We start from the raw sequence: 23961 nt of genomic DNA, 5'->3' as shown, positions 1-23961 counted from the left end.
CATCTCGCCGCAGGGCTGACGGCTGTCGTGGTTGCCGCCACGGCAGCCGTTCCTGTTTCAGCGGCACCGGAAAGACAAGAGGTGCGTGCCGGTGGGCTGACCACCAAGGTCACGCTCCTCACCGGTGACGAGATCGTCGTCACCGACGGCAAGGTCCGGGCGCGCGCGGCCAAGGGCAGGGAGAACGTCGCGTTCCGCACCTTCACCGATCCGCGGGGCGACCTCCACGTCGTCCCGTCCGACGCCCAGGCCGCAGTGGACTCCGGCGAGCTGGACGAGCGGCTGTTCGACGTCTCGCTGCTCGCCAGGTCCGGCTACGACGACGCGTCCAGCAAGACCGTTCCGCTGATCGTGCAGGGGCAGGGGATCAGCGCGGCGGGCGGCGAATCGTTGCCGAGCATCGGCGCTCACGCCGTGAAGGTCGACAAGAACGGCGGTTTCTGGACCGGTGTCCGGGCGGCGGGCACCGGACGGATCTGGCTCGACGGCAAGGTCACCGCGTCGCTGGACCGCAGCGCCGCGCAGGTCGGGGCGCCGCAGGCGTGGGAGAAGGGCTTCACCGGCGCCGGCGTGACCGTGGCCGTGCTCGACACCGGCATCGACGAGACGCACCCCGACCTCGCGGGCGCCGTCGTCGAGTCGAAGAACTTCAGCGACAGCGCCACCACCGACGACCTCGTCGGCCACGGCACGCACGTCGCGTCCACGATCACGGGTGAGGGCAAGTACAAGGGCATCGCACCCGACTCGAAGATCGTCAACGGCAAGGTGCTCGGCGACGGTGGCGGCGGCCGCGAGAGCGACATCATCGCCGGCATGGAGTGGGCCGCCACCAAGGCCAAGGTCATCAACATGAGCCTGGGCAGCCCGTGGCCGGACGAGGGCTTCGACCCGATGTCGCTCGCGCTCAACCGGATCACCGCGCAGACCGGCGCCCTGTTCGTGGTCGCCGCCGGCAACTCCGGTGGCGCGGTCGGCTCTCCCGCGTCCGCCGACGCGGCCCTCACCGTCGGCGCCGTGGATCGGGACGACAAGCTCGCCGAGTTCTCCTCACGCGGCCCGCGCTGGGAGAACAACGCGGTCAAGCCCGACATCACCGCGCCAGGCGTGGACATCGTGGCGGCGAAGGCGCGCAACGGCCGGATCGGCACGCCCGTCGGCGACGCGCACGTCGCGCTGTCCGGCACCTCGATGGCCACTCCGCACGTGGCGGGCGCGGCGGCGATCCTCGCCTCGCAGCACCCGGCGTGGAAGGCGGAGGACATCAAGGCGGCGCTGATGAACACCGCCAAGCCCAACCCGTCGTTGACCATCTACGACCAGGGCGCCGGACGTCTCGACGTGGGCCGCGCTGTGTCCGCCAGGGTCTCCACGTCCGTCGGCAGCCTTTCGCTGGGCACCGCTCAGTGGCCGCACGACGACGACAAGCCCATCACGCAGAAGGTGACCTACCGCAACAACGGCACTGCCGACGTGACCGTCGACCTGACCGTCGCCGAGGTCAAGCCCGCGGCGTCCGGCCTGTTCAGCGTGTCGCCGGCGAAGCTGACGATCCCCGCCGGCGGCTCGGCGGACGCCGTGGTCACCGCCGACACGCGCGCTTCCGTGCCGGATGCCATCTACGGAGCCGTGCTCCTGTCGTCCGACGGTGCCCGCGTGCCGATCGGCGTCGTGAAGGAGGTCGAGAGCTACGACGTGAAGGTCAAGTTCCTCGACCTGAACGGCAACGCGCCGGAGAGCTACACCTACCGGTTCGTGAGCATCGACCGGCAGCAGGCGTACCGCCGTTCCGTCACGTCCGGCACGTTCGTCCAGCGTCTGCCCAAGGGCGCGTACTTCTTCGACTCGTCGGTCTACACGCGCAACGCCGACCCGACGAAGCGCGGCCACACCACCGCGGCGATCGAGCCGGCGTTCACCGTCACCGGTGACACGGAACTCGTGATCGACGCCCGTGACGGCAAGAAGCCCGCCATCACGGTCGACCAGAAGGAAGCCGCGCCCGCCGCGTCCGAGCTGGGCTTCGACATGGAGACCAACTGGGGCCTCACCGGCACCACCTGGATCCTGCGCGACTTCGAGAACCTGGCGGTCCGCCCGTCCAAGACCGCCTGGCCGAAGTTCACCTTCCACGCGCAGAGCGTCCTGGCCCGCCCGGACGGCAACGGCACCTTCGCGGGCAGCCCGTACCAGTACCACGTGCGGATCACCGAGAAGACCCGCGTGCCAGCCGACCTCCAGCGCACCGTCCCCGACCGCGAGCTGGCCCAGGTCAACTCCGTGACGCACGCCCGCGTACCGGGCTCGATCGGCGAGCGCGACAACGGCGCCTCGGGCCCGCTCCCGTTGCGGCTCAAGGAGTTCTACACGCCCGGCGTCGACTGGCCCGGCTCGCTGACGGAGTTCGCGAAGCTCGGCGAGTACCCCGGCCACGGCTACCAGTACTCGGCCCTGCCCCGCGTGTTCAAGCTCGGCCGGCCCGTCACGGAGCACTGGAACAGCGCCGTGTACGGCCCCGGCGTGCCGAACGACTCGCGCTACGTCCGGTTCGCCGGCCGCCTGGGCGACCAGCTGCGCCTGGACGTCCCGATCTTCGGCGCCCAGGGCATGGCGGGCGGCAGCCAGCACACCGGCCGCACGACCATCAGCCTCGACGGCAAGGTGCTGTACGAGGGCACCTACGCGGGCTCGGGCTACGTCGAGAACGCGCCGGCGGAGAAGAAGCGCTACCAGGCCCACGTCGAGGCGACCCGCGACACGCAGTCGTCGCAGGTCACCGCCGACTGGTCGTTCACGTCCGAGCACGTGCCCGGCGAGGAGTACCAGCCGATCGGGCTGCTCGCGGTCCGGTTCGCGCCGCGCCTGGACGAGTTCAACCGCGCGGGCAAGGTCGTCACCGTGCCGATCACGGTGGAGCGCAACGGGACCGGCACCGTCACCGACATCAAGGACCCGGCGGTGCAGGTGTCCTACGACGAGGGCAAGACGTGGAAGCCGGTGCCGCTGCGCAAGACGCGCGAGGGGTGGCAGGTCACGTTGATCCATCCGCACGGGGCGAAGAACGTGTCGTTCAAGGCTCGGGCGGCGGACGCGGGTGGTGAGGTTCAGCAGACCATCATCCGCGCGTACGACCTGAAGTGACGGCGTGAGGGGCCGGGTCCGCCCGGCCCCTCACCGCTACTTCTTGTAGGGCGCGAACGTCTCCGGGTCCTCGGTCGGTGGTCCCATGATCGGGTGCACCTCGATCGGCGCGTTGAGGATCTTCCCGCCGGGACCGGGACACGCCGAGGCCCGCCGTGCGATCTCCACGACCCGTTCGCGGCTGTCCACGTCCACCACCCAGTACCCGGCGATGACCTCCTTGGACTCCGCGAACGGCCCGTCGACCACGATCGGCTTGCCGTCGTCGCCGCCGCGCACCACGAACGCCCGCGCAGGCCCGCTCAGTCCCTCCGACTGCAACAGCTCGCCGGTGGCCTGCAGCTCGTCGTTCAGCGCGCGCATGTAGTCGACCATGCGGTGCATGTCCTCGTCCGACCAGGCGGCGACGCCTTCCCAGTCCTCCTGGTTGCCACCGAAGGTGACCAGCATGTACTTCATGACTGCTTCCACTCCCCACCGGTCGCGCGGGCCTTGATCTCCTGCACGGCCCAGCTGTTGCCGTCCGGGTCGTCGAAGAAGATGAACGACCCACCGTCCTTTTCGTTCATGCGCACGATCTCGCCCACCTCGACGCCGCGCTCGACCAGCTGCGCGCGGGCCTTCTCCAGGTCGGAAACGACGAGTTGCACGCCCTTCAGCGAACCCGGTTCGCCCTTGACGATGCCCTTGCCGATCACGATCGAGCAGGCGGAGCCGGGCGGCGTGAGCTGCATGATGCGGGTGTTCTCGTCGAACGTCGTGTCGTGGTCGACGGTGAAGCCGAGCTGCTCTGCGTAGAAGTGCTTCGCGCGGTCCAGGTCCGATACCGGCACCACGACGACTTCCAGGGTCCAGTCCATGTCCGAAGTTCCTCTCAGGGGGCCTACAGCTCTTCCGTCGAAGCGCTCGGACACTTTTCGACACGGGGTCCCGGCCCGCATACCCGAGCAGTCCTGGCGATCATGGCCCTCACTCCTCCACGGCGCCGCCGATCTTGCGCAGATGCTCGCGGAACGTGAGCCCGCTCGCCAGATAGTCGGCGAACTGGAGCTGGCTGCGCAGGGACTCACCCTGCCTGACCCGGCCGGCCTGCGCTCGTTCGACGTCGCGGATGCTCGCGGCCTTGGCCAGAACCGCGTCCACTTCGGAGCCCGGCACGAACAGCACGCCGTCGTCGTCACCGAACACCACGTCGTCTGAGGTGACGGTCCACGGGCCGACCTCCGCCGTCGAGAGAGCCTCGGGCGCACGGTCGCGCAGGCTGAGCGGGCCGGTCGGGTTGGCGCCGAGGCTGAACACCGGCAGACCGATCGCGCGGATGTCCGCGGTGTCGCGGTGCAGGCCCCAGATCACGACGCCCGCCAGGCCCGCGGCCTGGGCTTCGAGCACGATCAGGTCGCCGACGCACGCCTCGTCGGTGCGGCCGTCGTTGTCGACGACCAGCACGTCGCCGGGCTGGGCGCGGTCGATGGCCTCCAGGAAGATGTCGACGCTGCCCGCGTGGCGGGCGGGCAGGACGCGGCCTGCCAGCCGGGTGCCGGGGATGACCGGCACCAGAGTGGCCGTGCGGACCGGGATGTTCGCCCGGATGCAGGCGTCGGCGACGTGTGCGGTGGTGAGATCCAACTCAGCGAGATCCATGCCCGACAGTCTTACGCCGCCACGCGCTCCCGGTCCGCATCCGTCCGCAACACGCCAGCCGAGAAGGACGCGACCACGCAGATCGCCACCGGCAGCAGGAACGCGATGTTGAGCGGCACGACGTGCGTCAGCCAGCCGATCACCGCGGGTCCGGCGAGGACGCCGAGGTAGCCGAGCCCGGCGACGCGGGACACGTTCGCCGCGGCCGCGCCCGCTTCGGCGTGCCCGGCGGCGCTGAACAGCTGCGGCACCGTGCCCGACAACCCGGCGCCCGCGACCGCCCAGCCGGCCAGGGCCAGCCAGATCCACGGCGACAGCGCCGCCGTCGCGATGCCGAGCGCCCCGATCGCCGCACCCCAGCGCAGCACCGCGACCGGCCCGACCTTCGCGGCGATCCGGTCCGCGAGCAGCCGTCCGGTGGTCATGGTCGTCGCGAACGCGCCGTAGGCCAGGGCCGCGATCTCCGGTGAGGCGCCGAGGACGTCCTGCAGGTGCAGCACGCTCCAGTCGTTGGCCGAGCCCTCGCTCAGCATCACGAACCCGGCCAGCACCGCCATGATCCAGATCCGGCGCGGCACCCTGCGCTTGCCGGTCGGCTGGACGTGGTGCACTTCCTTCTCGTCGAGCAGCGCCTTCGCGGTCACGAGACTGACGACGACGCCGAGCGCCGCTGCCGCACCGAGCGTGGTGGCGGGGGAGAGGTCCCAGCTGAGCGTGCGCGCGCCGGTCAACGCCGCCGCCACACCGCCGAGCGACCACGTCGCGTGGAACGCCGACATCACCGGGCGCTTGTAGTGCTTTTCCACCACCACGGCGTGCGCGTTCATGCTGACGTCCATCAGCCCCTGGCCGATGCCGAAGACGAGGAGCGCCGCACCGAGCGTCCACTGGTCGACGGCCAGTCCCGGCAGGAAGGCGGTCAGGCTGCACGCGACTCCCGTGACCGGCACGACCAGCTTCACGCCCACGCGGTCGGTGACCTTGCCACCGATCCGCATGCCCACGAACGCGCCGAGGCCGAGCAACAGCAGCAACCGGCCGAGTTCGGCGTGGTCGATGCCCGTGCGCTGCTCGACCGTGGGGATGTGCACGAGCCACAGCCCCAGCAGGAACCCGTTGAGCGCGAAGTACGTGAAGGTGGCCACCCGCGCGGCCTTGAGAGCGTTCACTTGCCCCACGCTAACGAACGAATCGCTTGTTCGAAAGATTGAGTTTCGAACACCAGTCGTGTTCAATCGCGATTGTGTCCCGCTTGAAGCAGATCACCGAGGCCGTCCGTGACGCCGGCTCCCTCGGCGTGGCCGACCTGGCCGCACTGACCGGCGCGTCGGAGATGACCATCCGCCGCGATCTGGAGGTTCTCGCGGCCCAGGGCGTGCTGGAGCGCTTCCGCGGCGGCGCCCGCAGCCTCCTGCTGCGCGGCTCCGAGCCGCCGTTCGCGCTGCGCTCCGACGAGAACATCGACGCCAAGCGCCGCATCGCCGCCGCAGTGGCGGGCCTGATCGCCGACGGCGAGTCGGTCGTGCTGGACAGCGGCACCACGTGCCTCGAGGTCGCCCGGCTGCTGCACGACCGACGCCTGACCGTCATGCCGTTGTCGCTGCACGCCGTGAACGCGTTGTCGTCCAGCGCTTCCCTCACCCTGCTCGTGCCGGGCGGCCGTCCGCGCCCCGGTGAGCTCGCCCTGACCGGGCCGCTGACGCTGGCCTCGATCTCCGCGCTGCGCTTCGACACCGCCGTGATCGGCTGCTGCGGGTTGTCCGCCGCGCAGGGACTCACCGCTTTCGACCTGGAGGACGCCGCGGTGAAACGGGCCGCCATCGCCTCGGCCCGACGGGTGATCGCCGCCGTCGACGCGTCGAAACTCACCCGCACCGCGCTGGCGTTCGTCGCGCCCGCGTCCTCTTTGGACGCCGTGGTGACCGACGCGGACGGCGACGAAGGCCTTGCGGCGGCCGGTGTTGCGGTGGTGACGGCATGATCGTGTTGTTCGACATGTTCGGTGTGATCGCGCGCGAGCAGTCACCCGAGGTCATGGCGTCGATGAGCACCTCACCGGAGTTCTGGGGCGCCTACTGGGCCCACCGCCCCGCCTACGACCGCGGCGATGTGACCGCGGAGGAGTACTGGGCGCTCGTCGGCCACCCGCCGCTCGTCGAGCTGGACGTGCAGAGCTGGAGCCGCGTCGACGACGAGATGGTCGCCCTGCTCGGCGAACTGCACGCGGCCGGGCGCCGGATCGCGTTGCTGTCCAACATTCCCGAGGACCACGCGCGGAACTTCGAGCGCACGTACGAGTGGCTGGACCTGTTCGAGGTGCGCGGGTTCTCGTGCCGGATCGGGCACGCGAAGCCGGAGCCCGGCGCGTTCGAGTGGTGCCGGGAGCAGCTCGGAGGCGGCGACATCCTGTTCGTGGACGACCGGCTGGAGAACGTGCGGGCCTCCGAGCGTGCCGGTATGCGCGGCCACCACTTCACGGGCATCGAGAACCTGCGCGCTTGCCTGCAGTCAACGCTGTAAGACCCGCGAGACCGCGGTCGCCAGGCTGGGCAAGGCACTGGCCGATCCCACCCGCTGCCGCATCCTGGTGGCGTTGCTCGACGGCCCCGGCTACCCGGCCCAGCTCGCCGACAAACTGGAGCTGACCAGGTCGAACGTCTCCAACCACCTGTTCTGCCTGCGCGGCTGCGGCCTCGTCGTAGCGCACCTACCAGGGCCGGCAGGTGCGCTACGAGCTCGCCGACCCGCGGCTCACCCGAGCGGTCAGCGAGCTCGCGGACGTCGTCCTCGCCGTCGACCCGCAGCCGGAGTGCGTCGATGACTGACACGGCGGTGCTCGTGCGGCGGGTGCGGCTCGACCGCGCCGATCACTCGACGGTCGGCATCGTGCTGGCCGCCGTCTCGCTGCTCGTCATGCCGGCACTCAGCTACGCCCAGCGCCGAGCCGGCCGTGCGCTCGGATCCGCGAGCGCGGTGGCCGACTCGAAGCAGACGCTGCTGTGCACCTACCTGTCCGCGGTGCTGCTCACCGGGCTCGGGGTCAACAGCCTGTTCGGCTGGTGGTGGGCCGACCCGCTGGCGGCACTGGTGATCGCCGCGGTGGCCGTCCGGGAGGGCAGGGAGGCCTGGCGCGGCGACGACTGCTGCTAGACCAGCGTCGACCAGTAGAACCAGAACGCCTGCAGCACACCGGCTCCGATCACCAGGTACCACAGGATCAGCACGACGCTGTGGTACTGGAACGACGGCCGGATGTTGCGCAGCGTCGTGTACCAGAAGATCGGGATCGTCACCGCCCACACGACCATGCAGTACGGGCACAGCGCCCCGATCTCGTACAGGCTCTGGTAGATCAGCCAGTGCACGAACAGCACCCCGAACGTGGCGCCGACCTGCAACCCGATCCACACCCACGACGGCAACGACACACCCGCGAGCAGCACGACACCCAGCGTCGTCACGACCGCGAACCCCGCGATGCCGAGCAACGGGTTCGCAAACCCGAACAGCTCCGCCTGCGGAGTCTTCATGATCGAGCCGCAGCTCAGCACCGGGTTGATGCTGCACGTCGGCACGTAGAACGGGTCCTTGAGCAGCGCGATCTTCTCGATCGTCAGCACGAACGATGCGACCAGGCCGACGAACCCGCCGACCGCGAGCACCCAGGCCACGATCCGGTTCACTGCGCGAGCTCCCGGTCGATCGCCGCCTTCAGCGAGTCGTAGGCGGGCGTGCCGCTGAACTTGGTGCCGTTGATGAAGAACGTCGGCGTGCCCTTCACCCCGAGCCTGCTGCCCTCCGCTCGCTCGGCCAGCACCCGCTCGCGCACCGCCGAATCGTCGAGCGCCTTCTCGAACGCCGCCGTGTCGAGCCCGAGCCGCTGCGCGAACCCGACGAACGTCGCCCGCTGCGACGTCTGCTGCTCGCCCCACTCCGGCTGCGTCTCGAACACGATCTTCGCCATCTCGTCCCGCTTGCCCTGCGCGGCGGCCGCCTCGACGGAGACGGCGGCGAGCTCGCCGTGGCGGTGGCCGGGAATGGGGAAGTGCTTGGTGCTGAACGAGACGCGGTCGCCGTACTCGGTCTTGAGCTTCTCGACGTCGAAGGAGACGGCGCGGCAGTACGGGCACTGAAAGTCGAGATACTCGACGACGGACACCTTGCCGTCACCGGACTTCGGTGCGGCGGTCGTGTTGTTGTCGCGGCCGAACAAGAGGAAACCGGCGATCACCACCGCCACGACGGCGACGATGACCAGGGACAGACGAGCGTTCTTGGACATGACGAAGAAACCTCCACGAAGGCGGGAAACGACGGGCCGAAGACCGAGGCCGGTCTAGGTGCGCAGCACGCAGAGCTGCGCCAGCCGCACTTCCAGCCGACGTGAAGGACGAGACCACACGGGCAGGGGCACCAGCCGCACCGGCACCGAGCCGGACCGCCGCAGCACGGCGAACCCGACCAGCACCGCGAGCGCCACCACCAGGCACGCACCGGCGACGAGGATGCCCTCGAGCAACCCGGCGTCATCGGCCTGATCGGTGTGCGCGACCACCTGGGTGCTCGACGTGGGGCACTGGGCGGTCCAGGCGAACTCCGTCTCGCACGGGGTGCCCTGCATCATCGCCACCCCGGCCACCAGCGCCAGCACGGCGAGGACCCGCGCGAGGTACGCGCGGGTTCGCGAGCTGCGGGTGCCGGGCACGTGATCCAGGGTAGCGATCCGCCGCCTACGCTTGGTCAGATGGGGCGGAAACCGCACGAATCAGACCGGTTGGTCCTCGGCGGGCACCCCGTCCCGGCCGAACTCATGCCGCAGGACCGCCTCGCCGGCGGCGAGACACCGAAGATCGTCCGAGCCGTCCTTCCCCTGTCGGACGAACAGCGGGCAGAAGTCCTTGCGTTCGCGGACTCACTGCCGCGACAACAACGCACGCAGCCCGCCCAGATGCCGGTGTCCTTCGACCATTACCTGCGCAGCGAAGGGCCGGGCGCCCAGATCATGCGGTTGCTCGCCAACAGGAACATGAACCAGAGTGCGGTCGCCCGTGCGGTCTTCGAGATCACGCGAGGCGGGCGCTACTGGGCGGCCTCCACCTACGCCCTGGTGGGCACCGGCCGCAAAGAACTCACCCCCGACCTGCTCGGCGACCTGGCGCCACTGCTGGACATTCCCGCTGACGTGCTCGGGACGCTGACCGGAGTCACCCCGGAGGGCATCGCGGTACCCGGTCTCGGCGAGATCATCTGGGCCGTCCGGCGACTCACCCGCGCACAGGCGGAAGAAGTCCGCGGCGTCGCCGAAGCGATGACCGGATCCCGGCGTGGCAGCTAGCCCCAGAACGCCAGCTTGTGCTCGGCCGCGTAGTCGGCGCGCCCGATCGCGCCCAGAGCCAGTGACTGCACGTACTGCCCCTCGGAGAACCGAGGCCACCCCGGCGTTCCGGTGCGGGCGAAGTCCGTCCACGCCTTGATCATGTGGTCGGACAGCCCGCGGTCGGAGCCGAAGTCGCCGTCCGGGAACAGGTAGTCGATGTCGGACGAGTGGTTCGCGCCGTGCAGCTCCGCCGGGAACTCCGGGTTCGTCGCGGCGTTGCGGTCCGCGAACTCGAACGCGTACACCGGCGCCTTGCGCGCGTACAACGTGTTCTGCCGGAATGTCGCCCGCGCCCACATGCGGTCCGTCAGCACCGCGGCCCACGCCTGCTTCGGTGACGCATAAGCGCTGACCGGGTACTCGCGCTCGATCTCGGCGGCGCGATCGGGGAACGCCTCGCGCACCAGCCGCGAGTAGTCCTCAGCCGACATCGGGTCCTGCCGGAACAGCCCGACGAAGCTGTTGTGCTCGTCCCGCGTGGTCCCGGCGAGGATCGGCACGTCCGCGAACTCGCCCGCCTCCAGCGACTCCGCGGGCAGCCGGGGGAGCAGCGCGCCGCCGTACCCGATCGGCTGGAAGATGTTCATGATCTGCGGGTACTCGAGCAGCTTCTCCACCGGCAGCTGCCGCAGGCACTCGACGTCGGCGCACCCAAGCTCCCGCGTGATCATCGTGCCGATCTCCTGGATCTCGGCGACTGGCCGCCACGCCAGCGACGGCAACGCGTCCAGGTCCGGGTACCAGGCGCCCTTCGGCACGTCCACCAGCGTGAACGCGCTGTGCATGATCGCCTTGTGGAACAACGGCTGCCGCCCGATGAGGTGCGCGCTGACGGCCGTCGCGCCGAACGACACCCCGAACAGCGTCACGTTGCCCGGATCTCCGCCGAACGCGGCGATGTTGCGCTGCACCCATTCCAGCGCGGCCCGCTGGTCGAGCAGACCGAACTCGCCGGAGTGCTCGAGTCCCGGCAGCCCGAACCCGCCGAACACGCCCATCCGGTAGTTGAACGTCACCACGACGACATCCCCTTGCCGCGCAAGACGTTCGGCGTTGAAGTAGTGCCCTGCCCCGACCGCGCCGTCGCCGTGCACCCACACCAGCACCGGCTTGGCGCCGGTCACCGACGGCGTGGTGACGTTGACGAACAGGCAGTCCTCGTCCGTGCTCTTCGTTGCCGCATAACTGGATCCGACCTGCGGACACGGGCTCCCCGGCTTGAGCGCGTCCCGCACGCCACTCCACGCGGCGGCCCTGACCGGCGGCTTCCACCGCTCGGGCCTGGCCGCGTACGGAACCCCCTGGAACACCAGGTGCCCGTCGCGCTGCTCACCCCTGACCTGCCCGGTGTCGGTCGCCACGACGTTCGACGGCACCGCATCCCCCTTCCCGCACGCGCTCACCAGGAGCGCGACGGCCAGCAAGATCCCCCGACGCAAGATGACTAACCCCCTGTTGCCAGCTCGACGGCCGCGACCAGCTCCCGTTCGCAGACGTCGAGATCGAGTGCCCCGGACCGCAGCACGACGCCGTTGCGCATCGCGAGGATGAACACCGCCATCACGTCCGGGTCGAACGCGCGGAACTCGCCGGCCTCCTGCCCCTGCCGGAGGAGTTCGGCGAGCGCCACGTGATCGGAGTCGGCGATGCCCCCGTCGGTCACCGCCGCATGCGCCCTGATGCGCAGGAACGCGAGCATGTCGGCGCGGTGCTCGCGGAGGAACGCGATGTTCGCCCGCAGGAACGCCTCCAGCTCGGCGCGCGCGGTCGGCTGGTCCATCCGCTCGATCACGAACGCTTGGAATCGCTCCAAGATGTCCGCGAACACCACGTCCACCAGCTCCTGCTTGTTGCGGAAGTGGTAGGAGATCAGCCCGGTGCTGCTCAGCCCGGCGCGTGCCGCGATCGCCTTGAACGACGTCTCGGCGTAGTCCAGCTCGGCGATCGTGGCGATCGCGGCCTGCACGATCTGCGCCCGGCGGGCCTGCTCCGTCACCGACTTTGCTCGCATGAGCAAAAATTAGCACAGCTGAGCAAGAGTGCGTTATCGCAGCTGGTCGCGGCGCCGGATGAGGTACGCGGTCTCGGCGGTGTTGCCCGCCAGCTCGATGGCCTTGTCGTAGGCCTCGCGCGACTCCCGGCTCCTGCCCAGCCGGCGCAGCAGATCGGCACGGGTCACGTGGTAGGCGTGGTAGCCAGCCAACGCGCCGTCCAGCCGGTCGACGGCCGCCAGCGCCACCTCCGGCCCGTCGAGCTCGGCGACCGCGATGGCCCGGTTGAGCGCGACGATCGGCGACGGGTCGAGCCGGACGAGCTGGTCGTACAGCGCGACGACCTGCGACCAGTCGGTGTCGCGGATGTCGCGGGCCGAGGTGTGCACGGCGTTGATCGCGGCGAGGATCTGGTAGCGGCCAGGCGCCTGCCCGGTGGCGAGGCGCTCCCGCACCAGCTGGTGCCCCTCGGCGATCAGCGCTCTGTCCCAGGCCCCGCGATCCTGCTCGTCGAGAGCGACCAGCTCGCCGCTCGCCGACACGCGGGCGGGGCGGCGGGCTTCGATGAGCAGCATCAACGCCAGCAGCCCGGCCACCTCACCGTCGTCCGGCAGGAGCGCGCGGATGAGGCGGGTGAGCCGGATCGCCTCGCTCGTCAGGTCCTGCCGCACGGGATCGGTGTCGGGACCTGTCGCCAGGTAGCCCTCGTTGAACACCAGGTACAACACCGTGAGCACGCCGGTGACGCGGGCAGGGAGATCCTCGGCCGACGGCACGCGATAGGGGATGCGGGCCGCCTTGATCTTGGCCTTCGCGCGGGTGATCCGCTGCCCGACGGCACCCTCGGACAGCAAGAAGGCGCGGGCGATCTCGGCCACCGTCAGACCACCGACCAGGCGCAGCGTCAGCGCCACGCGTGCCTCCACCGCCAGCGCGGGGTGACAGCAGGTGAAGATCAGCCGGAGCCGGTCGTCGTCGATGGCGCCCAGAGACTCAGGCGGGTCGTCGTGATGCATCGACTGAGCCTCCTTGTGCTTGTCGTGGCGCTTGTTCTCGCGCCGGATCCGGTCGATGGCCTTGTGGGTGGCGGTGGTCGTGAGCCAGGCGCCGGGGTTGGGCGGCACACCGTCGGCAGGCCACCGCTCGACCGCGGTCGCGAACGCCTCGGCCGCCGCCTCCTCCGCGACGTCGAGGTCGCCGAAACGCCTGGTCAGCGCGGCCACCACCCGCGCCCACTCCTCGCGGTGGGCACGGGTGATCGCTTCTTCCACGTCGTTCACAGGAACGGCCGCACCTCGATCTTGCGATCGCAGACCTTGGACGCCTCGCTCGCGAGCTTCAGCGCCATGTCCAGATCGGGCACCTCCCACACCCAGACGCCCGCGAGGAACTCCTTCGACTCCACGAACGGCCCGTCGCTGAACACCGCCTGCTCGCCCCGGTTGTCGACGACCGTGGCGGCGTCGGTGCCGGCGAGCCCGCCCGCGAACACCCAGTGGCCCTCTGCCATCAGCCGCTCGTTGAACTCGCTGATCGCCGGCCGCCGGTCCGTGTTGTCGGGGCTGTTCTCGTCGTCGATGACTGACACCAGATACCGCATTGGAAGATCCTTTCCTGTGCTGTCAGGACGTCGGGTACTGCGGGCGCCCGGCAGGCCGGAAGACCTGGATCGTCACGCCCTTCGAGTCGACCTGCGACTCGACCAGGTCGAGCGCGAGGTCCGGCCCGGTCTCGGGGAACAGCCGCGCGCCCTGCCCGACGACCACCGGAACGGTGATCAGGCACATCTCGTCGACCAGGCCGTGCTCGAGCAGCCACCGGACCAGCGTGCCGCTGCCGTGCACCTGCAGCTCACCGCCCGGCTTGGCCTTGAGGTTCGCGATGGCGGCCACGCCGTCCAGCACGGTGCTGCCCGCCCACGCCGGATCGGTCAGCGTCGCCGACACCACGTACTTGGGCCGCTCGTTCACCGCCCGGTGCACACCCTCCCAGCCGGGGACGTCCTGTTCCCTCAAAGTGCCCCACGAGGCGTGGAACAGCTCGAAGGTCCGCCTGCCGAACAGAAACGCGTCGGCGCGCTCGTAGGTCTGGTTGATGTACGCGTGGGTCTGCTCGTCGCCTCTGCCCAGGGCCCAGCCGCCGCGCACGAACCCGGTCCTGCGGTCCTCCTCCGACGCGCCGCCGTTGCCCTGCACGACTCCGTCGATGGTCATCTGAGTCATGGTCGTCAGCTTCATGACACTGCTACGAACACCACGGCCCCGATCCGACAACCCCGCCCGAAGTTTTTCGCAGAACTTTGGAAGACCGCCAAACAGCATGCTTTCAGGTTGATCTGCGGCGGATGGGTGGAGCCAAACGGACGCGCGGTTCTACCGTCCCCTGCATGCCTTTGCGGAGATCAACGGTGCGCGGCCGGGAGTTCGGCGACGCGATACGGGCGCTGCTGCGGGCGGCCGGCCTCACCAACCGCGCCGCCGCCGAGTTGCTGGGCTGGCAGGAGGCCAAGGTCTCGGAGCTCATCAACGGCAAGGAAGGCACGACCGACCTCGAGCTCGCGCAGCTGCTGGGTCTGCTGCGCACACCACCTGCCGAGTTCGACCACCTGATGGCCCTGTACCGCGAAACGAACATGCGGGATTGGCTCCAGCCCAAGAGCGCGGGCAAGCCAGATCGGGCGCGCACTTTGCGAGAACACGAGAAGATCGCGACGGAGGTCACGGGCTGGTCCATGAACATCGTGCACGGCCTGGTTCAGGTCGCCGACTACGCCCACTTCGTGGGCCGGGCGATGGCGAACCTGCCAGAGGACGACCTGCCGGTGTACGTCAGCAACCGAATCGCACGCCAGAAAGAGGCCCTCGACGGGTACCGGACCATCACGCTGTACATGCACGAGCAGGCGTTGCGGCTTCCGGTCGGAAACCCTGCCGTCATGGCGGAGCAGCTCCACCACCTGCTGCGCGTGTCGGTGCGGCCTTACCTCAACATTCGCCTCGTTCCCACGTCCTTCGGGCCGCATGCCGGGCTCTCGGGCGACTTCAACCTGTTGAAGTTCAAGAAGATCCCACCGCTCGTCCACCTCGAAAGCGAGGGGGCTAACGTCTTCCTCGAGGATCAGCCCTCAGTCGATCGCTACGAAACCGTGCTGAAGTCACTCGATCAGACGGCGTTGGACGAGGCGGCGTCGAGGAAGCTGATCACCGAGATCATCGGTGAGGAGACGCAGCATGACCAGGTGGCGCAAGAGTAGCTACAGCGCGGAGAGCAACTGCGTCGAAGTGGGCCGTGGCGTCGGCATCCGGGACAGCAAGGCGCCCTCGGTCGAACTCCCGCTCACGGCCCACCAGTGGACGCTCCTGCTGCGCCTGGTCAGGTCCTGACGTAGAGGTTCATGCCGGTGAAGTCGAGCGTCACGGCGCAGGGCTTCCAGAAGCAGTGGAAGAACGCGGCCGGCGCGTCGAACCCGAGCCCGTCGATCGACGCGGTCGGGTGGTTCTCGCAGTAGATGTCCTTGGCGACGGCGCTGCCGACCCGGATCTCCTTGGGATAGCAGGGATAGACGACGGTCGGCGTGCTGTGGGCCGACGTCTCCAGCGGACGGCCGTGGTCGGTGCGGATGCGCAACCGCTCGGCGGTGTCGCCGAAGACGACGGCGGCCATCTCACCGCCTCCGCCGAAGTTCGTGCCCACGACCTGGGTTCCCGATCCGGCGATGCTGCCCAGGCTGTGCAGGTAGTGGTCGGCCGCGAGCCACAGCGGCAGGGGCTTGACGCCCGCGCTCGCCGTCCTGACCGCTTCGGGCGTGGGGCGGCGCAGGATCAGCGCCCGGTTCGCGTAGTCGAACGTGGTCAGCAGGTGGTAGAAGACCCACGTGCCGATGAGGCCGTCGTTGTCGGTGTCGACGTCTTCGCCCGCCTCGGTCGTCGACCAGCCCACCGGGACGTTGCGCAGTTCGAGGCCGCCCAGCCGGAACGACTCCAGCACGCCGTAGTGCGCCCAGACGTGGCCGCCCTCGAAGTCGATCTTCTCGCTGGCGACGGCGCTCAGCCCGGCCTCCTTGGCCACCGTCGAGGTGAGGCTGAGGCTCGGGGCGCCGGTGTAGAAGGTGAGCTTCTTCGGCGGGCCGCCGTTGACCGAGGCCTCGACCTGCGGCATCGGGTCCATCTTCACGAACTCCGCCCGGCCGATGTCGCCGTGGATCTGGTACGGCTCGCCGCGGACCGCCGTGAACCACTTGGCGTAGGCCTCCTCGCCGATCGCTCGCCAGTGCGGCACGGACAAAGCGAGCTTGTCCTGCCGGAGGTAGCAGTCGGCCAGGAACTCGTGGGCGGTCCTGTCGCCCGGCGCGAGTTCGACGGCACGCTTCAGGTAGGTCTCGGCGTCGGTGAACTTGTTGGCCAGCAGGCCGACGTAGCCCCGCTGGCGGGCCGCGTGCACGTTCGTCGGGTCTGTTTTCAGGATTTCCTCGTAGGCGCGACCGGCTTCCTCGAACCTGCCCGCCTTGAACAACGCGTCCGCGTCACCGGCTGCCGCCAGCGCCGTGGCCGCCTCGCCCAGCAGTGGCGCTACGGCCACCGCGGCGGCGCCTCGCAGCAGCGAACGCCGGCTCCACCCACTAGTCTCGCCTTCTCCCCTTCGGTCCATGCGTCCACCGAAGACCGAAGAGCGTTGCGGTGTCGTATGCGGATTCCGATACGCCCGCGATAACGGCGTTCACCAGTCGAACTCGAGCGTGCCCTCCCGGTGCGCCTTCAGCGTGTACTTCGCGCTGATCGCCAGCAGGCCCGGGTCCTTCTCGATCTCCTCCAGCACGGCGACGGCCTCCGCCTCGCACCACGCCAGGCTGTGGCCCGCCGCCGTCAGCTGAACGGCGCGCTGCGGGTGGTTCATCAACGAGGCGATCGCGGCCCTGCCCGCCTCGGTTTCCCGCAGCTGCTTGTAGAGCGCATGGATGCGGTCGAAGAACACGTTGGCTTTCCTGGCGTTGTCGGACGCCTCGTCCCACTCGAGAGTGTTCTGCAGGTACTCGGCCGCCAGCCGCTCGACGTCGTTCGCGCGCCGGTCTGTCATGCGGTCAGGCTAGGTCGTCTGTGGGAGGACGGCCGCGTGGAGCACCCGGCTAGTTGACGCCGACGTCGTTCCACGAAGCGCGCACCACACCGGCGACCTCCGCCCCGAACAGCACCTGGGCCGACGCCACGGTCGCTGCGGCCGCCTCGGCGAAGTCCGAGTTCACCCGGAGCCGGGTGGCGAGTGCGTCGTACCAGATCTTGCCCGCCTTCTCCCAGGCGTTGCCGCCCAGCCGGGTCGCCGTCAGGTAGAAGGCCTTGTTGGGGATGCCGGAGTTGATGTGCACGCCGCCGTTGTCGTTGCGCGGGTTGCCGTCGTCGGGCAGGTCGACGTACGCACGCATGTGGGCGGGCTGGCGGTCGAGCTGGTGGGCCGTGCCGGGGTCCTTCATCGACCGCAGCGCCACGCCCTGCAGTTGCGTGCCGAGGATGCCCGCGCCGACGAGCCAGTCGGCCTGGTCCGCTGACTGGCCGAGCGCGTGCTGCTTGACCAGGCAGCCGAAGACGTCGGCCATCGACTCGTTCAGCGCGCCGGACTGCTTGCGGTAGCGCAGGCCCGCCGTGTACTGGACGACGCCGTGGGTGATTTCGTGGCCCACCACGGAGAGGTCGCGGGCGAGAGCGCCCGGCTGGAAGACCTTGCCGCTGCCGTCGCCGTAGACCATCTGGGTGCCGTCCCAGAAGGCGTTGTCGAAGCCGCGGCCGAAGTGCACCGTCGAGACGAGCTTGAGGCCGTTGCCGTCGACGCTGTGGCGGCCGAGCACGTCGCGGTAGAAGTCGTAGGTCTTGTCGGCGTTGTCGAACGCGTCGTTGACGGCCGGGTCGCCCACGGCGCCGTCGCCTTCCTTGCGGCGCATGACGCCGGGCAGGTTGCGTTCGTCGCCGCCCTGGACGTCGTGCACCGCCTTGAACTCGCTGGCGGGTCCGCGCAGCTGCGCGGCGTTGAGGTCCAGGAACTGGACGGCCTGGGTGAGCGTGTCGCGCTGGGCGCGCAGGGCGGCCGAGGCGAGCAGGGTCGGGATGGTGTCGCGGATGTCGACGTTGCCGGCCTCGGCGAGCTCGATCAGCAGGTGTGCGGGCAGGATGAAGCAGACCATGGGCGTGTTCCCCCTCCGGTTCTCCTTGTATCAGGGGAGAGCGCGACTTCCGGCGCGCAAATACAGCGTGTTCCGGAGGATCTCGGCCGCGATCGCGTCCGGTGGCCGGTGGTCGGTGTCCACGTGCACGTCGCCGACGCAACGGACGGCGGCCGCCTCGTCCGCGAGCTGCCGCACCACCTCCGGTGGTTGCCCGAGCACCGCGTCTCCGGCGAGACCGGGTGCCGGGGTCTCGCCTCTGGCCCGCCGCGTGAGCCGGTCGAGCAGCACGTCCCGGCCGGCGTGCAGGCAGCACACGGTGATCCCCGCCGGATACGGCCCAGGCGGGCCGACCGCGATCAGGCACTCGGCCCCGGCGTCGCGAAACGTGCGCCAGACCGCGGCGAGGTTCGCGACCCTCAGCTCGTGGCCCGGTTCGGGGCGGCGGAAGGAAATCTGTTCGAGGTCGACGAACGCGGCGTTGCGGCCGGTCTGCCTGACCTGCTGGTAGACGTGCCAGCCCACCGTCGACTTCCCGACCGCGGCCGGTCCGCACAGCAGCAGGATCTCACCGGGTTCCGTGAACGGCCGGAGAGGTCTGAGCACCGGCTCGGGAGGGTCGGGCCACCCGGTGCGGGCCAGGACCTGGTCCGCGACCTCGCTGACGGACAGACCGGTGGTGTCCACCCGCGGACCAGGCGCGCGGTCGACGGACTCGGCGTACTTCAGCGCCTCGGCGAGGTCGGTCGCGCCGCCGCGGGCCGTGATGCGGCGCGTCAGCTCGGCGGGGTCGGCACGCAGCAGGCACGTCGTGAGCTCGGCGTTCGCCACGGGCTCGATCCCGCGCCCGGGATCGGTGACTCCCGGCACGACCAGGCATCGGGTGCCCGCGTCGCGGAAGCCTGCGGCCACCGCGCCGAGGGCGCGGGCCTTGAGCCGGTGCCGCCCGGTGTCGCCGGCGGGTTCTGGCGAGCACATGCCGAGCTGGTCGATGTCGACGTAGCCGGTGGCCAGGCCGCGCTGCCCGAGGCGTTCGAAGATCTCCCAGGCGACGGTCGTCTTGCCCACTCCTGGCGCTCCGTGCAGCCACAAGATCGGCAACGAGGTCACGCCCAGGAGTATCGGGATGCGGGCGCCGGCGAGTCGACCGAAATTCTCGTGCAACCAACGGTTGCGCAAGTCGTGTTCGCCGGATAGGTTCACGTGCAACCGTTGGTTGCATATTGAGTCAGGAGAAGTCCGATGGAGCACGGAAGCATCGAACGCGAGCTGCGCATCGACGCCACTCCCGAAGTGGTCTACGAGGTGATCAGCTCTCCGGAGCACCTGCGCGAGTGGTGGCCCGACGACGCCCAGCTCGATCCGGTGCCCGGCGCGGTCGGCACGATCACCTTCGGCGACCCGGCCTCGCCGGAGGCGAAGGTCGAGCAGCTCACCGTCGTGGAGGCCGACCCGCCCCGCCGCTTCGCGTTCCTCTGGGTGACCGACAAGGGCGAGGCGGCGACGTCGGGCAACTCGCTGCTCGTCACCATCGACCTCGTCCAGGACGGCGACGGCACGCTGCTGCGGTTCAAGGAGACCGGCTTCCGCGAGCGCGGGTGGGAAGCCGCCGTGCTGGAGAAGGCCTACTCCGAGCACGTGCAGGGCTGGGACCACTTCCTCCCGCGCCTCGTCACGTACGCCGAGAAGCTGGTCGCGCGGCCGTGATCGACGACGACCTGTGGTCCGCGGTCGGCGACCCGACGCGGAGGCGGATGCTCGACCTGCTCCTCGCCGACGGCGGCGGCACGGCGACCACGCTCAGCGACCAGCTGCCCGTCACCCGGCAGGCGGTCGCCAAGCACCTCGGCGTGCTCGACCGCGTCGGCCTGGTGCACGCGACGCCGTCGGGACGCGAGCGCCGCTACGAGGTGGACGAGGAACAGCTGTCGCGCGCGGTCGCCCAGCTGTCGGCGGTCGGCGCCACCTGGGACGCCCGGTTGCAGCGGATCAAGCGGATCGCCGAGCGGATCCAGCGCGGCAAGGAAGAAACAGGGGGAGAGTCATGACCACACGAACCGATCGCGGCTACACCACGTCGTACGTCGTCGAGCAGTCGCCGGACGAGGTGTTCGCCGCCGTTCTCGACGTCCCCGCCTGGTGGACGGGCGAGATCGAGGGGAACGCTGGCGAGGTGGGTGCGGAGTTCACCTACCGGCATCCGCCGCAGCACTACAGCCGCCAGCGCGTGACCGAGCTCGAACCAGGTCGCCGGGTGGTGTGGCGGGTGGTCGACAGCCACCTGTCGTTCGTCTCGGAACCGGCCGAGTGGACCGGCAGCGACATCGTGTTCGACATCGTCGCGGCGGACAGTGGCACCGAGCTGCGGTTCACCCACGTCGGCCTGGTGCCGGACGTCGAGTGCTTCGGCGCGTGCTCCACGGCCTGGCTGCACTACGTCAACGGCAGCCTGCACAGCCTGATCACCACCGGACAGGGCCTGCCGGATCCCTGGTGATCAGCCGCGGGCCCACCGCGTGACGACCGGGGTGCCGTCGCTCGCCGTCACCCGGACCCGGACCAGTCCGGACGGCACCTCGGTCACGGTGAACCAGCCATCGGTGAGGGGCGCCGCACGGCGTGAGTGCGGCGTCTCCACCACCGCCTCGCCTTCGGCACCGGTGACCAGCCCGCGCACCACGCCGTCGTTGATCTCCAGGCTGACCGTCACCCGCTCGGACTCGAAGGCGAGCGTCACCGGGCCCTCGCCGCGCACCAGGGCCTCGGATTCCACGAGCTCGGCCAGTTCGGCGTCGAGCGTCCGCAACGCCAGCGCGGCACTCGCATCGCGCAGCACCCCCGCCGGCACCGGGTCGAACTCGTCGGCGGCGGTACGCAGGACGTCGAGGAAGTCGTCGTCGTTCATGACCGCTCCTCCAGCAGTGAGTCGCCCCTGACCAGCGCTTTCAGTCGTGCCAGACAGCGCTGCCGGATGGGGCCGATGCTGCCGACCGGCATGTCGAGCGCGAGCGCGACGTCGGCGTACGCGGGTGGCGGCGAGGCCATCAGCACGCGCAGCAGGCGGCGGCAGCGGTCCGGCAGTTCCTCGAACACGTGCCAGAGCCGGGCGTTGCGTTCGCCGACGAGCAGCTCGTGGTCCACCCCCGGCGCGGGGTCGGGGGAGTCGGCGATCTCCTCCGCGGGCTCCGGCAGACGGCCGGAGCGGCGCAGGAGCTGCAGGCACTCGTGACGCGCGGTCGTGGAGAGCCAGCCGGCCAGGCGTTCCGGCTCGGCGATGCGGTCCAGGTGCTCGACGAGCTTGATCCACGTGCACTGGACGGCGTCGGCCGCGTCGGCGTCGCTCAGCCGATAGGCGCGGGCGATCGACCACAGCAGGCCGCTGAACTGTCTGACCAGCGCGTCCCACGCGCTCTGGTCGCCACGCGCGGCCGCGGCCACGAGCGCCGGTGTGTCCATGTGGACATGATGCCCCGCGACCAGGCCGTGATTCGCCGCCACGACCCGCCGACAGTCCGGTTTCCAGAATTTGCCGCCCGATCGGGGCGATTCGGGTGCATCCTGTTCTCCGACAGCTCAACCCGAGGACTGATGACCATGACGAGTGCGACCGCGTCCTCCCGCCACAACTGGGAGTCGGACCTGGAGCGCTATCGGACCAGAGCGGTCCAGGTGCTCGACACGCACCTGCCCGCGACGACCGGCTGCACCGAGTGCGGCGACCCGTGGCCGTGCGCCCGTGCCTGCACGGCCGAACTGGTGCTCGAGCTCTGAGGGGTCACGACTCCACCCGTGCGAGGAACGCCGCCACCCCGGTGGCGATCCTCGCGGCCTGTTCTTCCTGCGTGATCGACTCGTGGAACCGCGAGCCGGGTCCCGCGCTCTTCTTCCCGCGCACGTACAGCGAGCACTGCAGGTCGGCGCACACGTAGGCGCCGACGGAGTTGCCCAGCTGCCCGGACTTCCCCGCCTTGCGCGCGGTCATCAGCGACACGCCGTCGCCTGAATGCGTGGTCAGGCACCACGCGCACATCGTCTTGCGGGCGTGCCCCGCCTGCGTCGCCCTGCGCAGCGCGATGCCGACGAGCCGTCCGTCCAGCTCGATCACCAGATACGAGCGGTCGGGCGCGGCCGGGTCGCGCCAGCCGAAGAAGTCCAGGTCGTCCCACGGTCGTTCGGCGAGATCCCTGGGGACGTGCATGCGCTTCGCCTCGCCCTTGGTGGAATTGACGAAGGACGCGCGGATGTCGTGTTCGGTCAGCGGCTTCACGTCCAGGGACGCTAGGCTTACCTAGAGGTCCTAGGCAAATTATTAAGGACCCTAGGAAGGTGGCGCATGGCACGCGCGGGGCTCACCGCCGACCGCCTCACGCAGGCGGCGGCGGAGCTGGCGGACGAGGTCGGCTTCGAGAACGTGACGGTGTCCGCGCTCGCCCGGCACTTCGGCGTGAAGGACGCCTCCCTGTACTCGCACATCCGCAACGCCCACGACCTGCGCGTCCGCCTCGCGGTGCTCGCGCTGGCCGAGCTCGCGGACCAGGTGGCGGAAGCGATCGCGGGCCGGTCCGGCAAGGACGCGCTGGTGGCGTTCGCCGCCGCGTATCGGCGCTATGCCCACGAGCACCCCGGCCGGTACGCGGCGACGCAGATGGCGCTGGATCCGGACACGGCGGCGACCAGCGCCGCCGGCAAGCACGCTGAGATGACCCGCGCGATCCTGCGCGGCTATGACCTGTGGGAACCCGATCAGACCGACGCGGTGCGGCTGCTGCACAGCACGTTCCACGGCTACGTCTCGCTGGAACGCGCCGGGGCGTTCCACAGCCACCCGCGCGGGGTCGAGGCGTCGTGGACCCGTGCCCTCGACGCGCTCGACACCGTGCTGCGCTCCTGGCCCGCCTAGCGGACCACCCCCGGTTCGGTCGGTCCCGCATTTGTTCCGGTGCCGGGAAAGTTCGCCGTGGCGCGCCGCTAGGCGGTGTCGCCGGGGCGGCGCGTCAGGTTCTGGATCAGGTCCACGACGTTGACCGGTTTGTCGAGCACGCCGGTCCGGTGTTCGCCGCCGGCCACCTCCAGGGTGTGCACGTCGGCGGCGTGCTCGGGCAGCTCGGGTGTCTGCGGCTCCGGCGCCAGCTCCGCCAGCAGCGGGTGCGCCACCTGCAATGCGATGGTGTGCGGCTCCAGCACGTTGTGCAGCACGTCGACCGGTGGCAGCACGCCGTCGCGCACGATGGCCCGGTACAGGCCCACGGTGTCGTCGTGGTCGGCGGCGTCGCCGAACCAGCTGATGAAGTAGGCGCGCAGGTAGACGGTCAGGAACCGGGTGACGCCTTCCTGTTCGGTGCGGCCGTGGGTGGTGACGGGCTGGTTGAGCAGGCTGTAGAGGCCGGCGCCGAGCGGGAAGTCGGCGTCGCGCAGCCACAGCACCGGGTCGGTGTCGCCGCCCGCGCTCACGGCGTCCAGACAGGCCGCGGCGAACGCCAGCTGGTTCGTGGTGAGGTTGTGGTCGGCCTTCTCGCGGGCGAGTGCGGTAGTGGCTTCCTGCAGTTCGTCGCGCAGACGGGTCACGGTGTCGTGCAGCTCGTGCTCGACGCCGCTCCTGTTCTGCTTGTCCTGTTCCGAGACGATGCGGATCAGCACCTTCTGGCATTCGCGCGGGGTAGTCG

At 70.0% G+C, this 23961-nt stretch carries 31 protein-coding genes and 2 pseudogenes; 13 read left to right on the top strand and 20 right to left on the bottom strand.

Features of this window, described 5'->3' with window-relative positions; genetic code table 11:
• Positions 1 to 81: 81 nt before the first annotated feature.
• The gene (locus IEZ09_RS01140; protein WP_229812140.1) at positions 82 to 3141 is read left to right on the top strand and encodes a S8 family serine peptidase; all 3060 of its coding nucleotides are present in this window, start codon (positions 82 to 84) and stop codon (positions 3139 to 3141) included.
• 36 nt (positions 3142 to 3177) lie between these two features.
• On the opposite strand, the gene IEZ09_RS01135 is transcribed toward IEZ09_RS01140, so the two are convergent.
• From IEZ09_RS01135 to IEZ09_RS01120, 4 genes are all read right to left on the bottom strand, one after another.
• Entirely contained in the window at positions 3178 to 3600 is a 423-nt protein-coding gene (locus tag IEZ09_RS01135; RefSeq protein WP_189251610.1) for a YciI family protein, read from the bottom strand.
• Positions 3597 to 4001: a VOC family protein gene (locus IEZ09_RS01130; protein WP_189251609.1), complete on the bottom strand. Its 405-nt coding sequence runs from the start codon at positions 3999 to 4001 to the stop codon at positions 3597 to 3599. Before IEZ09_RS01130 ends, IEZ09_RS01135 begins: the two co-directional genes overlap by 4 nt.
• A gap of 109 nt (positions 4002 to 4110) precedes the next feature.
• Positions 4111 to 4782, bottom strand: a complete 672-nt coding sequence (locus tag IEZ09_RS01125; protein WP_189251608.1) for an RraA family protein — start codon at positions 4780 to 4782, stop codon at positions 4111 to 4113.
• Positions 4783 to 4793: 11 nt separating this feature from the next.
• Positions 4794 to 5951 (bottom strand): MFS transporter, encoded by a 1158-nt coding sequence (locus IEZ09_RS01120; protein ID WP_189251607.1) that lies wholly within the window; start codon positions 5949 to 5951, stop codon positions 4794 to 4796.
• A 74-nt stretch (positions 5952 to 6025) separates the two neighbouring features.
• Between IEZ09_RS01120 and IEZ09_RS01115 the strand changes: the two genes are divergently transcribed.
• The 4 genes and pseudogenes from IEZ09_RS01115 to IEZ09_RS01100 all read left to right on the top strand — a co-directional run.
• The gene (locus IEZ09_RS01115) at positions 6026 to 6763 is read left to right on the top strand and encodes a DeoR/GlpR family DNA-binding transcription regulator (protein ID WP_229812139.1); all 738 of its coding nucleotides are present in this window, start codon (positions 6026 to 6028) and stop codon (positions 6761 to 6763) included.
• A complete protein-coding gene (locus IEZ09_RS01110; protein ID WP_189251606.1) occupies positions 6760 to 7302 on the top strand; it encodes an HAD family hydrolase in 543 nt (180 codons plus the stop codon). Before IEZ09_RS01115 ends, IEZ09_RS01110 begins: the two co-directional genes overlap by 4 nt.
• Positions 7303 to 7327: 25 nt before the next feature.
• Positions 7328 to 7607 (top strand): annotated as a pseudogene (gene cmtR, locus IEZ09_RS01105) (Cd(II)/Pb(II)-sensing metalloregulatory transcriptional regulator CmtR).
• A gap of 37 nt (positions 7608 to 7644) precedes the next feature.
• Positions 7645 to 7932: pseudogene (locus tag IEZ09_RS01100) on the top strand (cation efflux transmembrane domain-containing protein); the annotation flags it as partial.
• Here IEZ09_RS01100 and IEZ09_RS01095 read toward each other — a convergent pair.
• The 3 genes from IEZ09_RS01095 to IEZ09_RS01085 are packed head-to-tail and all read right to left on the bottom strand — an operon-like array spanning position 7929 to position 9487.
• Positions 7929 to 8465: a vitamin K epoxide reductase family protein gene (locus IEZ09_RS01095; RefSeq protein ID WP_189251605.1), complete on the bottom strand. Its 537-nt coding sequence runs from the start codon at positions 8463 to 8465 to the stop codon at positions 7929 to 7931. The pseudogene IEZ09_RS01100 and the gene IEZ09_RS01095 sit on opposite strands and share 4 nt — an antisense overlap.
• Positions 8462 to 9064, bottom strand: a complete 603-nt coding sequence (locus IEZ09_RS01090) for a DsbA family protein (protein ID WP_189251604.1) — start codon at positions 9062 to 9064, stop codon at positions 8462 to 8464. Before IEZ09_RS01090 ends, IEZ09_RS01095 begins: the two co-directional genes overlap by 4 nt.
• A gap of 54 nt (positions 9065 to 9118) precedes the next feature.
• Entirely contained in the window at positions 9119 to 9487 is a 369-nt protein-coding gene (locus tag IEZ09_RS01085) for a hypothetical protein (protein WP_189251603.1), read from the bottom strand.
• A 39-nt stretch (positions 9488 to 9526) separates the two neighbouring features.
• On the opposite strand from IEZ09_RS01085, the gene IEZ09_RS01080 reads away from it, so the two are divergent.
• Positions 9527 to 10117 carry a hypothetical protein gene (locus tag IEZ09_RS01080; protein ID WP_189251602.1) on the top strand — a complete coding sequence of 197 codons (591 nt, stop codon included), beginning with the start codon at positions 9527 to 9529 and terminating at the stop codon, positions 10115 to 10117.
• Here the strand turns inward: IEZ09_RS01080 and IEZ09_RS01075 are convergent.
• The 5 genes from IEZ09_RS01075 to IEZ09_RS01055 are packed head-to-tail and all read right to left on the bottom strand — an operon-like array spanning position 10114 to position 14387.
• Positions 10114 to 11598, bottom strand: coding sequence for a carboxylesterase/lipase family protein (locus IEZ09_RS01075; RefSeq protein ID WP_189251601.1), 1485 nt, complete (start codon positions 11596 to 11598; stop codon positions 10114 to 10116). The genes IEZ09_RS01080 and IEZ09_RS01075 overlap by 4 nt on opposite strands.
• 5 nt (positions 11599 to 11603) lie before the next feature.
• Positions 11604 to 12170: a TetR/AcrR family transcriptional regulator gene (locus IEZ09_RS01070; RefSeq protein WP_189251600.1), complete on the bottom strand. Its 567-nt coding sequence runs from the start codon at positions 12168 to 12170 to the stop codon at positions 11604 to 11606.
• A gap of 33 nt (positions 12171 to 12203) precedes the next feature.
• The gene (locus IEZ09_RS01065; protein WP_189251599.1) at positions 12204 to 13430 is read right to left on the bottom strand and encodes an RNA polymerase sigma factor; all 1227 of its coding nucleotides are present in this window, start codon (positions 13428 to 13430) and stop codon (positions 12204 to 12206) included.
• The gene (locus tag IEZ09_RS01060) at positions 13427 to 13750 is read right to left on the bottom strand and encodes a YciI family protein (protein ID WP_189251598.1); all 324 of its coding nucleotides are present in this window, start codon (positions 13748 to 13750) and stop codon (positions 13427 to 13429) included. Before IEZ09_RS01060 ends, IEZ09_RS01065 begins: the two co-directional genes overlap by 4 nt.
• Positions 13751 to 13772: 22 nt before the next feature.
• Positions 13773 to 14387 carry a dihydrofolate reductase family protein gene (locus tag IEZ09_RS01055; protein ID WP_189251597.1) on the bottom strand — a complete coding sequence of 205 codons (615 nt, stop codon included), beginning with the start codon at positions 14385 to 14387 and terminating at the stop codon, positions 13773 to 13775.
• Positions 14388 to 14449: 62 nt separating this feature from the next.
• Here IEZ09_RS01055 and IEZ09_RS01050 point away from each other — a divergent pair, with 62 nt between their 5' ends.
• Together IEZ09_RS01050 and IEZ09_RS01045 are read left to right on the top strand one after the other, a co-directional pair.
• Positions 14450 to 15403 (top strand): Scr1 family TA system antitoxin-like transcriptional regulator, encoded by a 954-nt coding sequence (locus IEZ09_RS01050; protein ID WP_189251596.1) that lies wholly within the window; start codon positions 14450 to 14452, stop codon positions 15401 to 15403.
• Entirely contained in the window at positions 15381 to 15533 is a 153-nt protein-coding gene (locus tag IEZ09_RS01045) for a DUF397 domain-containing protein (RefSeq protein WP_189251595.1), read from the top strand. The genes IEZ09_RS01050 and IEZ09_RS01045 overlap by 23 nt, the downstream gene beginning before the upstream one ends.
• Here IEZ09_RS01045 and IEZ09_RS01040 read toward each other — a convergent pair.
• The 4 genes from IEZ09_RS01040 to IEZ09_RS01025 form a co-directional block, all read right to left on the bottom strand.
• Positions 15523 to 16728: a tetratricopeptide repeat protein gene (locus IEZ09_RS01040; RefSeq protein WP_189251594.1), complete on the bottom strand. Its 1206-nt coding sequence runs from the start codon at positions 16726 to 16728 to the stop codon at positions 15523 to 15525. The two genes, IEZ09_RS01045 and IEZ09_RS01040, sit on opposite strands and share 11 nt — an antisense overlap.
• Positions 16729 to 16866: 138 nt before the next feature.
• Positions 16867 to 17223: a DUF2019 domain-containing protein gene (locus tag IEZ09_RS01035; protein ID WP_189251593.1), complete on the bottom strand. Its 357-nt coding sequence runs from the start codon at positions 17221 to 17223 to the stop codon at positions 16867 to 16869.
• A gap of 49 nt (positions 17224 to 17272) precedes the next feature.
• A complete protein-coding gene (locus IEZ09_RS01030) occupies positions 17273 to 18319 on the bottom strand; it encodes a M4 family metallopeptidase (protein WP_189251592.1) in 1047 nt (348 codons plus the stop codon).
• A gap of 30 nt (positions 18320 to 18349) precedes the next feature.
• Positions 18350 to 19408, bottom strand: a complete 1059-nt coding sequence (locus IEZ09_RS01025) for a hypothetical protein (RefSeq protein ID WP_189251591.1) — start codon at positions 19406 to 19408, stop codon at positions 18350 to 18352.
• 132 nt (positions 19409 to 19540) lie between these two features.
• Here IEZ09_RS01025 and IEZ09_RS01020 point away from each other — a divergent pair, with 132 nt between their 5' ends.
• From IEZ09_RS01020 to IEZ09_RS01010, 3 genes are read left to right on the top strand one after another with little or no spacing between them, the layout of a single operon-like run.
• A complete protein-coding gene (locus tag IEZ09_RS01020; RefSeq protein WP_189251590.1) occupies positions 19541 to 20005 on the top strand; it encodes an SRPBCC domain-containing protein in 465 nt (154 codons plus the stop codon).
• The gene (locus tag IEZ09_RS01015; RefSeq protein WP_229812138.1) at positions 20002 to 20346 is read left to right on the top strand and encodes an ArsR/SmtB family transcription factor; all 345 of its coding nucleotides are present in this window, start codon (positions 20002 to 20004) and stop codon (positions 20344 to 20346) included. Before IEZ09_RS01020 ends, IEZ09_RS01015 begins: the two co-directional genes overlap by 4 nt.
• Positions 20343 to 20795, top strand: coding sequence for an SRPBCC family protein (locus IEZ09_RS01010; protein ID WP_189251589.1), 453 nt, complete (start codon positions 20343 to 20345; stop codon positions 20793 to 20795). The genes IEZ09_RS01015 and IEZ09_RS01010 overlap by 4 nt, the downstream gene beginning before the upstream one ends.
• On the opposite strand, the gene IEZ09_RS01005 is transcribed toward IEZ09_RS01010, so the two are convergent.
• Both IEZ09_RS01005 and IEZ09_RS01000 read right to left on the bottom strand, forming a co-directional pair.
• Positions 20796 to 21203, bottom strand: coding sequence for a hypothetical protein (locus IEZ09_RS01005; RefSeq protein WP_189251588.1), 408 nt, complete (start codon positions 21201 to 21203; stop codon positions 20796 to 20798).
• Positions 21200 to 21754: an RNA polymerase sigma factor gene (locus IEZ09_RS01000; RefSeq protein WP_189251587.1), complete on the bottom strand. Its 555-nt coding sequence runs from the start codon at positions 21752 to 21754 to the stop codon at positions 21200 to 21202. The genes IEZ09_RS01005 and IEZ09_RS01000 overlap by 4 nt, the downstream gene beginning before the upstream one ends.
• Positions 21755 to 21892: 138 nt before the next feature.
• On the opposite strand from IEZ09_RS01000, the gene IEZ09_RS00995 reads away from it, so the two are divergent.
• The gene (locus tag IEZ09_RS00995) at positions 21893 to 22069 is read left to right on the top strand and encodes a hypothetical protein (RefSeq protein ID WP_156093641.1); all 177 of its coding nucleotides are present in this window, start codon (positions 21893 to 21895) and stop codon (positions 22067 to 22069) included.
• 4 nt (positions 22070 to 22073) lie between these two features.
• On the opposite strand, the gene IEZ09_RS00990 is transcribed toward IEZ09_RS00995, so the two are convergent.
• A complete protein-coding gene (locus tag IEZ09_RS00990) occupies positions 22074 to 22565 on the bottom strand; it encodes an FBP domain-containing protein (protein WP_189251586.1) in 492 nt (163 codons plus the stop codon).
• Between the two features lie 66 nt (positions 22566 to 22631).
• Here IEZ09_RS00990 and IEZ09_RS00985 point away from each other — a divergent pair, with 66 nt between their 5' ends.
• A complete protein-coding gene (locus tag IEZ09_RS00985; RefSeq protein WP_189251585.1) occupies positions 22632 to 23198 on the top strand; it encodes a TetR/AcrR family transcriptional regulator in 567 nt (188 codons plus the stop codon).
• Positions 23199 to 23266: 68 nt separating this feature from the next.
• Here the strand turns inward: IEZ09_RS00985 and IEZ09_RS00980 are convergent, their stop codons facing one another.
• Entirely contained in the window at positions 23267 to 23935 is a 669-nt protein-coding gene (locus IEZ09_RS00980) for a hypothetical protein (protein WP_189251584.1), read from the bottom strand.
• Between the last annotated feature and the right edge of the window lie 26 nt (positions 23936 to 23961).

It is taken from the genome of Lentzea flava (assembly GCF_014648475.1).
GTDB lineage: Bacteria > Actinomycetota > Actinomycetes > Mycobacteriales > Pseudonocardiaceae > Lentzea > Lentzea flava.
The sequence above is the reverse complement of the archived record's forward strand: the minus strand, read 5'-3'. Positions and strand labels throughout refer to the sequence as shown.

What these genes read in the sequence shown, in the direction of transcription:
- IEZ09_RS01135 (WP_189251610.1), bottom strand. Translation starts at nt 3,600, where the DNA reads ATGAAGTACATGCTGGTCACCTTCGGTGGCAACCAGGAGGACTGGGAA.
- IEZ09_RS01130 (WP_189251609.1), bottom strand. Translation starts at nt 4,001, where the DNA reads ATGGACTGGACCCTGGAAGTCGTCGTGGTGCCGGTATCGGACCTGGAC.
- IEZ09_RS01125 (WP_189251608.1), bottom strand. Translation starts at nt 4,782, where the DNA reads ATGGATCTCGCTGAGTTGGATCTCACCACCGCACACGTCGCCGACGCC.
- IEZ09_RS01110 (WP_189251606.1), top strand. Translation starts at nt 6,760, where the DNA reads ATGATCGTGTTGTTCGACATGTTCGGTGTGATCGCGCGCGAGCAGTCA.
- IEZ09_RS01090 (WP_189251604.1), bottom strand. Translation starts at nt 9,064, where the DNA reads ATGTCCAAGAACGCTCGTCTGTCCCTGGTCATCGTCGCCGTCGTGGCG.
- IEZ09_RS01080 (WP_189251602.1), top strand. Translation starts at nt 9,527, where the DNA reads ATGGGGCGGAAACCGCACGAATCAGACCGGTTGGTCCTCGGCGGGCAC.
- IEZ09_RS01070 (WP_189251600.1), bottom strand. Translation starts at nt 12,170, where the DNA reads ATGCGAGCAAAGTCGGTGACGGAGCAGGCCCGCCGGGCGCAGATCGTG.
- IEZ09_RS01060 (WP_189251598.1), bottom strand. Translation starts at nt 13,750, where the DNA reads ATGCGGTATCTGGTGTCAGTCATCGACGACGAGAACAGCCCCGACAAC.
- IEZ09_RS01055 (WP_189251597.1), bottom strand. Translation starts at nt 14,387, where the DNA reads ATGAAGCTGACGACCATGACTCAGATGACCATCGACGGAGTCGTGCAG.
- IEZ09_RS01045 (WP_189251595.1), top strand. Translation starts at nt 15,381, where the DNA reads ATGACCAGGTGGCGCAAGAGTAGCTACAGCGCGGAGAGCAACTGCGTC.
- IEZ09_RS01035 (WP_189251593.1), bottom strand. Translation starts at nt 17,223, where the DNA reads ATGACAGACCGGCGCGCGAACGACGTCGAGCGGCTGGCGGCCGAGTAC.
- IEZ09_RS01030 (WP_189251592.1), bottom strand. Translation starts at nt 18,319, where the DNA reads ATGGTCTGCTTCATCCTGCCCGCACACCTGCTGATCGAGCTCGCCGAG.
- IEZ09_RS01020 (WP_189251590.1), top strand. Translation starts at nt 19,541, where the DNA reads ATGGAGCACGGAAGCATCGAACGCGAGCTGCGCATCGACGCCACTCCC.
- IEZ09_RS01010 (WP_189251589.1), top strand. Translation starts at nt 20,343, where the DNA reads ATGACCACACGAACCGATCGCGGCTACACCACGTCGTACGTCGTCGAG.
- IEZ09_RS01005 (WP_189251588.1), bottom strand. Translation starts at nt 21,203, where the DNA reads ATGAACGACGACGACTTCCTCGACGTCCTGCGTACCGCCGCCGACGAG.
- IEZ09_RS01000 (WP_189251587.1), bottom strand. Translation starts at nt 21,754, where the DNA reads ATGGACACACCGGCGCTCGTGGCCGCGGCCGCGCGTGGCGACCAGAGC.
- IEZ09_RS00995 (WP_156093641.1), top strand. Translation starts at nt 21,893, where the DNA reads ATGACGAGTGCGACCGCGTCCTCCCGCCACAACTGGGAGTCGGACCTG.
- IEZ09_RS00985 (WP_189251585.1), top strand. Translation starts at nt 22,632, where the DNA reads ATGGCACGCGCGGGGCTCACCGCCGACCGCCTCACGCAGGCGGCGGCG.